The organism is Streptomyces sp. W16 (assembly GCF_033194735.1).
Classification (GTDB): domain Bacteria; phylum Actinomycetota; class Actinomycetes; order Streptomycetales; family Streptomycetaceae; genus Streptomyces.
This window is the reverse complement of record NZ_JAWOAI010000268.1, coordinates 1-13,340: the sequence shown is the minus strand read 5'-3', so window position 1 is coordinate 13,340 and position 13,340 is coordinate 1. Positions and strand designations below refer to the sequence as shown.

The window sequence follows — 13,340 nt, the reverse complement described above, 5'->3', positions numbered from 1 at the left end:
GTCGTCCAGCAGCTCAACCTGATGCGGCTGCCCGCGACCCCGCTGCCCGTCCGCCGCTACCACCCCGCCTCGGGCGGCTACGGCATCGGCTACGCCGACCACGGCCTCGTCGGCCGGGCGGGCACCCAGGTCAGGTTCCAGCCCCGCTTCCGCGCCGAACCCGGCGGCGACCCGATCGTCTTCCAGGTCGACCCGGCCGTCCCCGAACCCTTCCGCTCGGCGGTCGTCGAGGGCGGCAACTGGTGGCAGCGGGCCTTCGCCCGGATCGGACTCCCGGACGCCTACCGGGTCGAGGCCGGTGGCGCCGACTTCGACCCGTACGACCCCGGCGTCAACGGCGTGGTCTGGGTGCACCGGGCCGGCCGCGGCTGGTCCCTCGGGCAGGGGCTGACCGACCCGCGCACCGGCGAGATCCTGCACGCCCGGGTACGGCTCGGCTCCCAGCGCGTCGAGCAGGTCCGCGCGCTCGGCGAGGCCCTCCTCGCACCCTACGGCCGCCCGGACGAGGCCGAACGGCTCGCCGCCGTCGAGGAGTTGGTGCTCTCCAGGCTGCGCCAGCTGGCCGCGCACGAGATCGGTCACGCACTCGGCTTCATGCACAACTTCGCCGGTACGGAGCATCCCGAACCGTCCGTCATGGACTACCCGCACGCCCGCATCCGCGTCACCGAGAAGGGCGATCTCGACCTCTCCGCCGCGTACGGCACGGAACTCGGGCCGTGGGACCACTTCCTGGTCGCGCACGCCTACGGGCGATTCGGCGAAGGCGAGGGCGAGGAGGACACCGCGCTCGCCGCACTGCGCCGCGAAGCCGCCGAGGCAGGCCTCACCTATGTCTCCGACGAGGACGCGCAGGGCCCGCACGCCGCGCACGCCGACGCCGTGCCCTGGGTCGGCGGAGGGGACGCCCTCCAAGCGCTGGAGACGATGCTGCGGGTCCGTCGTATCGCCCTGGACGGATTCTCGCGCGGGGTGCTGCCGTCCGACCGGCAGACCGGTGAACTGGAGGAACGCGCCGCGCTTCTGCACCTGTTGCACCGGCACGAGGTGGCGGCCGTGGCCCGGTCGGTGGGCGGGGTGCGCTACGCGTACGGCCTCGCGGGCGAGCCCGGCCGGGGCGCGGAAGCCGTCGACGCGGCCGGCCAGCACACGGCGCTGACCCGACTCGCCGAACTGCTGCGCGCCGAACAACTCGCCCTGCCGCGCGCGGTGTTGGACACTCTCACGCCGCCCGCGATCCGCTACGGCCGGACGGACCAGTACCTCGACACGGGCGCCGGACGGATCTTCGACCCCTTCGAAGCCGTACGGGCCGCGACCGCCCTGGTGACGCAGCAGTTGCTGGACCCGGCCCGGCTCAACCGGGTCGCCTGGCAGCACGCGGCCGACCCCGAGACGCCCGGTGTCGCCGACATCGTCGACGCGCTCCTCGCCACGACCTGGCGCCGCAACGACCCCGTGCCCGAGGAACTGCCCGGCGGGAACGCGGTCCAGCACGCGGCGGACTGGACCCTCCTGAACCACCTGCTGACCCTGCTCGACGACACCGCGCTGCACACGCCGGTGCGCATGTCGTTGCGCGGCGCCGTACGGCGGCTCGCGACGGAGCTGCGCTGCCAGGGCGACGAACAGGCCCGTGAGGCCGGGGAGTTGATCCGTGCCTTCCTCGCCGATCCCGGCTCGGTGCGGCTCGATCCGCCGCCCCGGGTGCCGCCGGGCGCGCCCAACTGAGGTCGGCGTACGCCCCTGTCGGGAGCTGCGGCTATCGGGGTCTGCGGCGGCCGGTGGTCGAACTCGGGCCGTGGCGACCGCTGTTGGTCGCCACGTGCCGGGGCGTTGCGGAGTCCTGTGCGGTGAAGGCCGAATCCGGTTGCAGTGCCGGGTGCTTGTCAGCGGGTTTCTGGCCGACGGGATGCCGGGAGAAGGAACGGTCCCAGTTGCCCTCGCCCATCACCAGCAGCGGGTCGAACATCACGACGACCCCGGCCAGCAGCAGGAAGATGACCGGCCCCAGCAGCATGGGCAGCAGCAGCGAGGTGGCCGAGTCGCCCGTCCACGCCCCGCCGGTGCTGTGCAGATGGACGCTCACGGCGGCCATGGCCGTGTAGTGCATCCCGGACACGGCCACGCCCATCACCAGGCTGGCGGCCAGACTCGCCAGGAAGCCCCGGATGGACACGGCCGCCCACAGGGCCGCCGTCGCGGCGACGATCGCGATCGCGATGGAGAGCGCGACCGTGCTGGTCCGGTACTCGATGGTGCCGTTCAACTTCAGGGCCGACATGCCCAGATAGTGCATCGCGGCGACTCCGAGGCCGGTGATCACACCCGCCGCGGCGAGCGTGCCGGTGGTGGCGCCGCGATATCCCACGGTGAACACTCCGGCGGCGACCATGACGATCGCCACGGCCAGACTCAGCACCGTGAGGCCGACGTCGTAGCCGATCCGGGTCTCCTCGACCTGGAAGCCGATCATCGCGATGAAGTGCATCGTCCAGATGCCGCTGCCGATCGACGTCGCGCCCAGCGCGAGCCAACCCGCCTTCCAGGAATGTTTGTTGTGCAGGGACCGCACCACGCAGCGCAGTCCCAGAGCACCTCCCAGGCAGGCCATCAGATAGGCCGCCACCGGAGTAACCGCACCGTAGCGGAACCCGTCGATCGTGCCTTGCATGAGCCAACTCCCCCCAGAGTCCTGGCTGCTTGTGGGGGGAGTATGTATGAATCGGGGCCGGGCCGCGCACCTCTTTCACATCTGTACTTGACGAACTCTCTACTTTCGCGGACCACTTGGTGCGCATCGAGGGCGATACGCGGACAGATGCGGTCAGGGCTGTTGCGGCTTCTCGCGGTCGATGAAGTCCTTGGCCTTGTCCTGCGCCATGTCGACCTGCTTGGCGTGCTTGCCGCCGGTGCGTTCGTCGATCATGTCTCCCGCCTTGTCCACGCCCTGCTTGGCCTTGTCGGGGTTCTGGCCGAGCATTCCCTTGACCTTTTCCATGAACGACATGGGTGTCCTCCTTCGGACGTGCGTTGGCCCTCCCAGCATCCCCCGCGTTCACGCGCGCCGCATTTCGGTGCCGCGCGGGGCCGGCCGCCACCCGGCATCAGGCGGGCACGAGCGGTTCGGGTTCGTCGGTGACGCGGGCCCCGCGGGTGGGGGACACGGTGAGCGCGAGTGCCTGGAGGACCGCTCCGGTCAGCCCCACCGACAGGGCGAACCGGTAGCCGACGTGGTCGGCGAGGAGTCCGCCCAGCGGCGCCCCGATCGCCACCATTCCCCAGTTGAACGAGCGGATCGTGGCGTTCATCCGGCCCCGCAGCCGGTCGGGCGTGACGGCCTGGCGATAGCTCATCTCCACCGGGCTTTCGAGCGAGATCGCCCCGGACACCACGAAGAAGGCCGCGGACACGCAGACCAGGGCCCACGGTCCGCGATGGGCGAGGACCAGCGGCAGCCAGCCGACGGCGGCGAGGAGGCGGCCCGCGATCAGGGTGGCGCCGATGTCGAGCTTCTTGGCCACCCGGGCCGAGAACGCGCCGCCGAGCACTCCGCCCAGTCCCGCGCAGGCGTAGGTCACGCCCAGGCCGAAGTCCCCGATCCTCAGGTCACGCAGCGCGAAGACGACGAAGACCGTGCTGACCACGGTGTTGAAGAGCAGCATCAGATGCGAGGTCAGCGCGATGGACGCCAGGGTCCGGTGTCGGTAGACCCAGGCCACCCCCTCCCGCAGTTCGCTGACGAGACCGCGCCGCGCACCCCGGTCGGGCACGGGATCCGGGGCCCGCACCGAGGTGAGCAGCAGACCGGAGGCCAGATAGCTGGCCGCGTCCACGAGAACGGCGAGCGGCGCGCCCAGCAGCTTGATCAGCACGCCGGCGATCAGCGGCCCGGTCGATCCGGCCACCGCGTCGGCCTGTCCCACCCGGGCGTACCCCGCGTTGAGGAGTTCCCTGGGGACCAGCTGCGGCACGTAGGAGTGGTTGGCCGCGTCGAAGAAGAGACAGAGGACCCCGAAGGCGAAGACGCACGCGCACAGGGTGGCGATGTCGAGCCGGTCCAGTGCGTACAGCAGCGGAATCGCGCCGAGCAGAGCGGCCCGGCCGAGATCCATGGCCACCATCACCGGCTTGCGTCGGCAGCGGTCCACCAGGACCCCGGCCATGAGGCCGAAGAGCAGATAGGGCGCCCAGCGGGCCGCGCTGACCAGGCCCACCTCGGTCGCGGACGCGCTCAGTGTGACGGCGGTGAGGATCTGGAGGGCGAGCCCGGACACCTGAGAACCGAACGCCGAGACCGCTGAGGCGGTCCAGAAGCGCGTGTATCCGGGAACATCCACCAGACGGGGCATGATCGGACCGTACCCGGCGAGATCCTTCCGTCACCTTCAGGGACCACAAGTGGCTTGTCCGCGACGCCTGTTGGGCCCGGTGACAGAGGGAAAACCCTTGAGTGCCCCTGCGTTGCGTGACATGGACGGGTCAACGCTGTCATCCTCCACGCAGTTACCCCACGGATCCTCCATGGATCGGTCAAAGTTCGGTCGTCCCCGCACAGCTCAGCTCTCCCGGACAGCAGACCCGGCTGTCCGGTCTGTCACCGGCCGCGTCCGCGGCCGTCGCAGGAGGAGTACGAGTGAGACGCATCCCCCGCAAGCGGACCGCGGTTGGAGCCCTGATCTCCACCGCCGCGCTCCTCGCCGTCGGCATCCAGTCGGTTCCGGCGAGCGCGAAGCCCGCGTCCCCCCACCCCAGCCCGCTGCGCACCAGCAGCCTGGAGGCGAAGCTCACCCCGGCGCAGCGCACCGCCCTGGTGAAGAGCGCCACCGCGAACAGCACGAAGACCGCCCGCACCCTCGGCCTCGGCGCCAAGGAGAAGCTGGTCGTCAAGGACGTCGTCAAGGACAACGACGGCACCGTCCACACCCGCTACGAGCGCACGTACGCCGGTCTCCCCGTCCTCGGCGGTGACCTCGTGGTGCACACCCCGCCCGCCGCGCAGGCGACCGGCACGGTGAGCGCGACCTTCAACAACAAGCACACCCTCACCGTCCCCTCCACCACCGCGTCCTTCGCCAAGTCGGCCGCCGAGACCAAGGCCCTCACCACCGCGAAGGCCCTCGACGCCAAGGCGCCGAGCACCGACAGCGCCCGGAAGGTCATCTGGGCCGGCGACGGCACCCCGAAGCTCGCCTGGGAGACGGTGATCGGCGGGTTCCAGGACGACGGCACCCCGAGCCAGCTGCACGTCATCACGGACGCCACCACCGGCAAGGAACTCTCCCGCTTCCAGGGCATCGAGACCGGCACCGGCAACACCCAGTACAGCGGCAGCGTCTCGCTGAGCACCACGCTGTCGGGTTCGACGTACCAGCTGTACGACACCACGCGCGGCGGCCACAAGACGTACAGCCTCAACAACGCCACGTCCGGCACCGGCACCCTGATGACGGACGCCGACGACGTGTGGGGCACCGGCGCGGGCTCCAACACCCAGACCGCGGGCGCAGACGCGGCCTACGGTGCCCAGACGACCTGGGACTTCTACAAGAACACCTTCGGCCGCAGCGGCATCAAGAACGACGGCGTCGCCGCCTACTCGCGCGTCCACTACAGCACGGCGTACGTCAACGCCTTCTGGGACGACAGCTGCTTCTGCATGACCTACGGCGACGGCTCGGGCTCCACGCACGCGCTGACCTCGCTGGACGTGGCCGGCCACGAGATGAGCCACGGTGTCACGTCGAACACGGCCGGGCTCAACTACACCGGTGAATCGGGCGGGTTGAACGAGGCGACCTCCGACATCTTCGGCACGGGTGTCGAGTTCTACGCCAACAACAGCAGTGACGTCGGCGACTACCTCATCGGCGAGAAGATCGACATCAACGGCGACGGCACGCCGCTGCGTTACATGGACAAGCCGAGCAAGGACGGCGGCTCCGCGGACAGTTGGTACTCGGGGGTCGGCAACCTCGACGTCCACTACTCCTCGGGCCCGGCGAACCACATGTTCTACCTGCTCTCCGAGGGCAGCGGCACCAAGGTCATCAACGGCACCACCTACACCAGCACCACGTCCGACGGTGTGGCCGTCGCCGGGATCGGCCGGGCCGCCGCCCTGCAGATCTGGTACAAGGCGCTGACGACGTACATGACGTCCACCACCAACTACGCCTCGGCCCGCACCGCCGCGCTCAGCGCCGCAGGGGCGCTGTACGGCACAACGTCCGCGCAGTACGCGGGAGTCGGCAACGCCTTCGCCGGTATCAACGTCGGCAGCCACATCACCGTGCCGACCACCGGAGTCACGGTCACCAACCCGGGCAGCCAGTCCTCCACCGTCGGCACGGCGGTGAGCCTGGCGATCACGGCCAGCAGCACCAACAGCGGCACCCTGACGTACGCCGCGACCGGACTGCCGACGGGCTTGTCGATCAGCAGCTCCACGGGCGCCATCACCGGCACCCCGACGACCGCGGGCACCTACAGCACCACCGTGACCGTCACCGACAGCACCGGGGCGACCGGTACCGCGGCCTTCACCTGGACCGTGAGTTCCAGCGGCGGGGGCGGCAGTTGCACCTCGACGCAGTTGCTCGGCAACGCGGGCTTCGAGTCGGGCAACACGACCTGGACCGCGACCAGCGGGGTCATCACCAGCTCCAGCAGCGAGGCGGCCCGCACCGGTTCGTACAAGGCCTGGCTCGACGGCTACGGCTCGACCCACACCGACACGCTGTCCCAGTCGGTGACGATCCCGAGCGGCTGCACGGGTACGACGTTCACCTTCTACATCCACATCGACACCGCGGAGACCACCACCAGCACCGCGTACGACAAGCTGACGGTCACCGCCGGATCGACCACCCTGGCCACCTACTCCAACCTCAACGCGGCCAGCGGATATGTCGCGAAGTCCTTCAGTCTGTCGGCCTTCGCGGGTACCACGGTCGCTCTGAAGTTCAGCGGAGTCGAGGACTCCTCCCTCCAGACCAGCTTCGTCATCGACGACACCGCCGTCACGACCAGCTGATCGGTCCGTAGGTCCGGCACCCCGCACGCGCCCCCAGGCGTGCGGGGTGTTCCGGTGTCTCAGCTCAGCGGGTCCAGCGTCAGGTAGGCCTGCTGCGGGTTCCCGTCGTTCACCAGAGATTCCTGGGCGCCGACGTCGTCGAACGCGAACGCGTACGCCTTGCCGTCCGCCATCTGCGCGTGGATCTTGCGCGCGTAGTGGTTGGTCACCGTGTCGACGTAGAAGTTCGCCGTGGTGGTGTCCGGCTGGTTGGGGTTGACCAGGAGCGTGGACCGGTTGTAGCCCGCGCACAGGGTGCGTGAAATCGGCCCGCGCACAAGGTCGTTGGGCGCGTCGAGGTACTTGTAGCAGCCGAAGATGCTGGCTGCGTCCGGCTTCTGGAAGGTGGTCACGACCGCACCGGAACTGTTGGTGAAGTTCATGACGTTGCCCGACACCCGGCCGTAGTACTTGGTGTTCGGCTGGTCGGCGAACGGCGTCACGGTCAGGGTCGACGACGAGTACTTCGACCAGACACGGTTGATGTAGTCGTCCATCACGGTGCTCGGCAGGGCGCCCGTCTCGATCCCGTACGTCGGTGAGAGCGCTCGCAGAACCGTGCCGTCGGACCGGGTCTGGATCAGGTTGGCCCAGCCGCCCGGCTGCCCGCGCAGCGCGTTGAAGAAGCCCGTGTAGCCACCCGACTTGAGATGCCCGGTGGAGGCCGTGCTCCCGTCGGAACGCTGCACCCCGACCGCGTAGGGCGCCGAGAACATGTCCACCTGGGTGCTGTTGATCCACAGCCCGGAGTCGTTGAGCGTGTACTCGGACCAGTTGAAGAGGATGTTGCGGTTCGGGTCGGTCGGGTTCTGCACGGCCGGCTGCACCAGGCCGCCGGTGGTCAGCTTGAACACCAGCTTCTGGCCGTACGAGAAGTAGATGCGGCCCGAGAACTTGGGGATCCGGATGGTGGCGGACTGCCCGGCCGCCGGGCCCGTGATCGACGCGTCCGGCGCCGGGGTGGGCGGGTTGCCACCGGCCGGCCAGGCGTGGAAGGCGCCGGCCGCGTCGGCCCAACCCTGCTGGCCCGTGGCCAGGTTGGTGCCCAGGTTGTAGATGTAGACCGCGTCACCGCGGCCCGAGTTGTTGGTGATCTTCAGCGGGATCGTGGCGGGCACCGCGGCGTCCGCCGTGAGCGGTGTCGCGAGCGCGAGCATCGTGGCCACCGCGGTCGCGGCACCCAGTCGACGCAAGAGTCTGATGAGCACTTCTCACCTCCGTGTGGGGGGTACAAAATTGGTCCGGACCTATGTGAGAGCGCTCTCAGAGTCGCGCCGAGCCGCGTGCATGTCAATGAGTTGAACGAAAGGTGCCCACGACAACTCGCGCCGTGGGCACCTGGATTGAATCAGTGAAGGCAGTCTGTCGATCAGAACGTACGGTCCAGCAGATCGAGCAGCGCGACCCAGTGACGCTCGTAGGCCTCCGCGTTGTACGACGAGGTGTCCGCCTGCGTGTAGCCGTGCTGTGCGCCCGGGTAGACCTCGCAGCGGTGCCGGACGCCCGCCGCGGTGAGCGCGTCGTCGAACCGCTTGATCTGGTCCTCGGGCAGCGAGGAGTCCTGGTCGGCGTGGCCGAAGTACACCTCGGCGGTGATGTGTTCGGCGGCCAGGTGCGGGCTGTTCGGGTCGTCGGTGGCCAGCCGCCCGCCGTGGAAGCCGCCCACCGCGGCCACCCGGTCCGGGTAGGCGCCCGCGGTGTACAGCGCGAGGCGGGCGCCCATGCAGTATCCGGTGATCGCGACCGGCCCGTCGGCGACCACGGGGGACTCGGCCAGCCGGCGCAGATAGGCACCGGCGTCCCGCACGATGAGATCGGGCGTCAGCCCCATGATCAGCGGGCCGACCTTCTGGAAGATGTCCGGCCGTGCCTCGGGGTCGATGAACTCGGGGAGCTCGACCACCGGCGCGCGACCGTGCCGGTAGAACACGTTCGGTACGAGGACCGTGTAACCGGCCTCGGCCAGTCGGTCGGCCATCGACCTGAGGTGGGGACGCAGTCCGAAGGCGTCCTGGTAGAGCAGCACGGCCGGACGAGGGCGCTCGTCAGCGGGATGCACCAGATAGGCGTCGGCGATGCCGTCCTCGGTGGGGATGTCCACGGCTGTGCCCTGTACGGCGGTCATGGCGGGGTGCCTCCCGGCGGATCGGCGCCGGGCCGACTGCCGGCCCGGCGCGGCGTGTTCCGATCATCGTGGCACGCCCGATCACGGCCCCGCCGCCGGGGTCACTCGAAACGGGAGACGTCCCCCGCGCCCTTCCGGACGATCTCGGCCTCGCCGCTGGAGAAGTCGATGACCGTCGTCGGTTCCGTGCCGCAGTCCCCGGAGTCGACCACCGCGTCCACCACGTGGTCGAGCCGGTCCTTGATCTCCCAGCCCTGGGTCATCGGCTCCTCCTCGTCGGGCAGGAGCAGGGTGCTGGACAGCAGCGGCTCGCCGAGCTCGGCCAGCAGTGCCTGGGTGACGACATGGTCGGGGATGCGCACGCCCACGGTCTTCTTCTTCGTGTTCAGCAACTGGCGCGGCACCTCCTTCGTCGCCGGGAGGATGAACGTGTAACTGCCGGGCGTGGAGGCCTTGATGGCGCGGAACACGTCGTTGTCGATGTGCACGAACTGGCCCAGCTGGGCGAAGTTCTGGCACACCAGCGTGAAGTGGTGCCGGTCGTTGAGATGCCGGATCGTACGGATCCGCTCCATGCCGTCACGGTTGCCGAGCTGGCAGCCCAGCGCGTAGCAGGAGTCGGTCGGGTACGCGATCAGCGCACCCGAGCGCACACTGTCCGCGATCTGCGAGATGGTCCGCGGCTGCGGGTTGTCCGGGTGCACGTCGAAGTACTTGGCCACCCGCCGAGCTTATGCCGTACGGCCACGGGTCGCCGCGCGGGCCCTCGCGTCGCCCGATTCGCACGGGCGTACCCCGGCGAAACCGACCAGTGCGCTCGGGGCTCTCCCCCGAACCCGGGCAGGACGGCTCCGCCGACGGCTCCCCTCCGAGGCCGCGGCGGAGCCGTTCCGGCGCCGGGTGCGCGAGCGGCCGTACGGATTCGTCGTCGGCCGCACCACGCCGTCCCCGCTCAGCCGCGCAGCCGTACCGGTATCTCCTGCCAGCCGAAGGCGATGAAGGACGGCACCTGGCACAGGGTGTCCGGGGCGACGGCGAGGCGGGCGTCCGGGAAGCGGTCGAAGAACGCGGGCAGCGCGGTCAGGGCCTCCACCCGGGCCAGCGGCGCGCCGATGCAGCGGTGCACGCCGATGCCGAAGGACAGGTGGTCGTCGGCGCCGCGGGCCGCGTCGAAGACGTCCGCGTCGGGGCCGTAGTGCGCGGGATCGAGGCCGGCCGCCGCGTACGTCGTGATGATGGCGTCCCCGGCCGGGACGGTGACGTCGCCGACCGTGAGGTCGCTGACCGCGAACCGGAGCGGCAGCGAGGCGATGGACGGGTGGACGCGCAGTGTCTCGTCCACGACCGCGTCCCAGCCGATCTTCCCGGAACGTACGTCCGCGAGCTGCTCGGGGCGCTTCAGCAGGGCCACGATCGCGTTGCCGATGAGGTTCACCGTCGTCTCGAAGCCCGCGCCGATCACCAGCAGCAGCGTGTACAGCAGTTCCTCGTCGCTGAGCCGGTCGCCGTCCTCGTCCCGTACCCGGATCAGTTCGGTGGTGAGGTCGTCGCCGGGGTGCTCGCTGCGGTGGGCGATCAGCGCGGGCAGTACGGTGCCGATCTGCTGCTGCACGAACGCCGCGTGCTCCGGGGACGGGTCGGAGGTGTCCATGATGGCCGCGATCAGCCGCCCGGTGTCGCCGACCAACTCGTCCGGTACACCGAAGAGTTCGCAGATGATCCGCATCGGCAGGGGATGCGCGAGCGCGGCCCTGATGTCGACCACCTCGGCGTCGTCGGCCGCGACCGCGTCCAGCAGCTCCGCCGTGATCGTCTCCACCCGGGCCCGCATCGCCTCGGTGCGCCGGTGCGTGAAGCTCGGCGCGACCAGTTTGCGCAGGCGGGCGTGGTCGGCGCCGTAGGTGGACAGCATGTTGATGACGCCGATCCAGCCCAACACCCAGCCCCAGGAGGGGTGTTCGCTCAACTCGGGCCACAGGCGCCAGTGCAGCCGGGGGTCCCTGCTGACCTGCGGGTCGAGGATCAGTTCCTTCAGCGTGTCGTAGCCGGTGGGCGCCCAGGCGGGGATGCCGCCGGGCAGTTCGACGGGCACGATCGGGCCGAGGGCACGCAGCTTGGCGCTCTCGGCGGCCATGTCGGCGCCGAACGGGTCGAGGGCGATGCGGTCGGACACGGTCACGACGGGTCTCCTGGCTGGTCGGGGGAGCGGGGGCTGAACCGGACGGGCAGTGAGGTGAGCGAGCGGTGGAAGGGGCCCGGACGCCAGGTCAACTCCGCGCGCGGTACGAGGGGTTCCAGGTCGGGCAGCCACAGGGTGAGCTGTTCGATCGCCTCCGTCGCGATGAGCAGCGTGTGCCGCTTGACCGGGCAGGCGTGCGGACCCGCCGACCACGACAGGTGCGAGGCGTCCTTGGGATGCCGGCCGCTGACGACCTCCTCCTCGGCGAAGTGCGCGAGCGCGCCGTACGAGACGACGACCGGTATCGCGGGCCTGATCCACGCGCCGTGGAAGGTCACCGGTGAACGGGCATAGTGGATCCCGTAGTTGGCGAGCGGCGTCTCGTGGTGCAGGACCTCCACCACGGCGTCCATGACCGGGCGGGCACCACTGGTCAGAGTGGAGTAGTAGACCGAGGTGCCGAGGACGCGGGACAGGGCGTTGGACACCAGGTTCGCGGTCGGCTCGTGACCCGCGCCCAGTGTGAGGAACACCTGCCAGGCGACCTCCTCCGGGGTCAGCCCGGCCGGATGGTCCAGGAGCCAGCTCGTCAGGTCGTCCCCGCGTGACTCGGACTTGGCGGCGATGAGTTCGAGGACGTAGCCGCCGAACTCGGCCTCGCCCTCGGTCGCTCGGTCGCCGCCCTCGATCATCATGCCCAGCGCCCGGTCCAGCCGCTCGCTCTGGCTGTCGGGCAGCCCGAACAGGCTGTTGAAGACCAGCGCCATCAGCGGCCGGGCGAACTCGCCCACCAGATCGGCCTGTCCGCGCGGCCCGATCCGGCTCACCAGGACATGGACCGCGCGGTGCACCCGGGCCCGCAGGTCGTGCGGTTCGATCCGGTCGAAGGTGTCGATCAGCGAGGCACGGTAGCGGACGTGCGCGGCGCCGTCCGCGAACAGGGAGTTGGGGCGCCAGCGCATCATCCCGAGGACCGGCGAGTCCTCGGCGACCGTCGACTCCCACGGCCGTGGATCGTGCGAGAACCTGTCGGTGTCGCGCAGCAGATCCAGCGCGGCCCGCCGCTCGGTGACCACGTACGCCGGTACGCCCGGGGCGAGTTCGGCCCAGCCGACCGGGCCCTGGGCGCGCAGGGCGGCGTAGTAGCCGTAGGGATCCAGCGCGAAGCCGTCCTCCCACAGCCGGACGGGGCGGGTGGGGGACGAAGTGGTCACCGGTGCTCCGGGGGGTCGCGGTCGATCAGATGCTGGACCAGGGCGAGCAGCGCGTCGATCGACGAGTCCGCGTCCCGGGCGTCACAGGTCACCAGCGGGGTGCCGGGCGCCAAGTCCAGGGCGGCGCGCAGCTGTTCGTCGGTGTGGTGCCGGGGCGCGTCCGGGAAGGTGTTGAGTGCGACGGCGTACGGCAGACCGCTCTCCTCCACCAGCCCGAGCATGTCGAAGGAGGCGTCCACGCGGCGGCTGTCGACCAGGACCAGTGCCCCGAGCGCGCCGTGGGCGATGTCCTCCCACAGCGCCCGGAACCGCTCCTGCCCGGGTGTGCCGAAGAGGTACAGCACGATCCCGCCCGGCAGGCTGAGCCGCCCGAAGTCGATGGCGACGGTCGTCGTCGACTTCTCCCGCACCCCGTCGAGATCGTCCACATGGACGGATGCCTCGGTCAGCCGCTCCTCGGTGTGCAGCGGCCGGATCTCCGACACCGAGTCGATCAGGGTCGTCTTGCCCACCCCGAACGGGCCCGCGATCAGGATCTTGACCAACTCCCGTGCGGTGTCCGGCAGATGGATGCCGCTAGTCGTGCTTGAGGGCGCGTAGGCCATCGGCCACTCTCTTCAGCAGGTCGGGGTCGAAGCGTTCGGCGGGCGGGATCGGGGCGCGGGCGAGCGCCAGGCCCCGGTCGACGAGACCGGCGGCCAGGACCCGCACCGCGGAGACCGGCAGCTCCAGCAGGGCCGCCGCCTC

Annotated in this window: 12 protein-coding genes; 2 read left to right on the top strand and 10 right to left on the bottom strand. The window is 70.2% G+C overall.

Features of this window, described 5'->3' with window-relative positions; translation table 11 throughout:
• Positions 1–1,731, top strand: a 1,731-nt coding sequence (locus R6V09_RS30410; protein WP_317884658.1) for a zinc-dependent metalloprotease, incomplete at its 5' end; no start/stop codon positions are given.
• A gap of 31 nt (positions 1,732–1,762) precedes the next feature.
• Here the strand turns inward: R6V09_RS30410 and R6V09_RS30405 are convergent.
• The 3 genes from R6V09_RS30405 to R6V09_RS30395 form a co-directional block, all read right to left on the bottom strand.
• Positions 1,763–2,674, bottom strand: coding sequence for an MHYT domain-containing protein (locus R6V09_RS30405; RefSeq protein WP_317884657.1), 912 nt, complete (start codon positions 2,672–2,674; stop codon positions 1,763–1,765).
• Between the two features lie 153 nt (positions 2,675–2,827).
• Complete coding sequence (locus tag R6V09_RS30400; RefSeq protein ID WP_019070039.1) at positions 2,828–3,010, bottom strand: antitoxin; 183 nt, start codon at positions 3,008–3,010, stop codon at positions 2,828–2,830.
• A 97-nt stretch (positions 3,011–3,107) separates the two neighbouring features.
• Positions 3,108–4,352 carry an MFS transporter gene (locus R6V09_RS30395; RefSeq protein ID WP_317884656.1) on the bottom strand — a complete coding sequence of 415 codons (1,245 nt, stop codon included), beginning with the start codon at positions 4,350–4,352 and terminating at the stop codon, positions 3,108–3,110.
• A gap of 284 nt (positions 4,353–4,636) precedes the next feature.
• Between R6V09_RS30395 and R6V09_RS30390 the strand changes: the two genes are divergently transcribed.
• The gene (locus R6V09_RS30390) at positions 4,637–7,036 is read left to right on the top strand and encodes a M4 family metallopeptidase (protein ID WP_317884655.1); all 2,400 of its coding nucleotides are present in this window, start codon (positions 4,637–4,639) and stop codon (positions 7,034–7,036) included.
• Positions 7,037–7,095: 59 nt separating this feature from the next.
• Here R6V09_RS30390 and R6V09_RS30385 read toward each other — a convergent pair whose 3' ends face one another.
• The 7 genes from R6V09_RS30385 to R6V09_RS30355 form a co-directional block, all read right to left on the bottom strand.
• A complete protein-coding gene (locus R6V09_RS30385; RefSeq protein ID WP_317884654.1) occupies positions 7,096–8,283 on the bottom strand; it encodes a glycoside hydrolase family 64 protein in 1,188 nt (395 codons plus the stop codon).
• Between the two features lie 161 nt (positions 8,284–8,444).
• On the bottom strand, positions 8,445–9,200 hold the full coding sequence (locus tag R6V09_RS30380) for a dienelactone hydrolase family protein (protein ID WP_317884653.1): 756 nt from the start codon (positions 9,198–9,200) through the stop codon (positions 8,445–8,447).
• A 101-nt stretch (positions 9,201–9,301) separates the two neighbouring features.
• Positions 9,302–9,922, bottom strand: a complete 621-nt coding sequence (locus R6V09_RS30375; RefSeq protein ID WP_317884652.1) for an L-threonylcarbamoyladenylate synthase — start codon at positions 9,920–9,922, stop codon at positions 9,302–9,304.
• A gap of 230 nt (positions 9,923–10,152) precedes the next feature.
• Positions 10,153–11,379 carry a cytochrome P450 family protein gene (locus R6V09_RS30370; protein WP_317884651.1) on the bottom strand — a complete coding sequence of 409 codons (1,227 nt, stop codon included), beginning with the start codon at positions 11,377–11,379 and terminating at the stop codon, positions 10,153–10,155.
• On the bottom strand, positions 11,376–12,593 hold the full coding sequence (locus R6V09_RS30365; protein WP_317884650.1) for a cytochrome P450: 1,218 nt from the start codon (positions 12,591–12,593) through the stop codon (positions 11,376–11,378). Before R6V09_RS30365 ends, R6V09_RS30370 begins: the two co-directional genes overlap by 4 nt.
• Positions 12,590–13,198, bottom strand: a complete 609-nt coding sequence (locus tag R6V09_RS30360) for a GTP-binding protein (RefSeq protein ID WP_317884649.1) — start codon at positions 13,196–13,198, stop codon at positions 12,590–12,592. Before R6V09_RS30360 ends, R6V09_RS30365 begins: the two co-directional genes overlap by 4 nt.
• Positions 13,170–13,340, bottom strand: a 171-nt coding sequence (locus tag R6V09_RS30355; protein WP_317884659.1) for a DUF742 domain-containing protein, incomplete at its 5' end; no start/stop codon positions are given. The genes R6V09_RS30360 and R6V09_RS30355, both read right to left, overlap by 29 nt.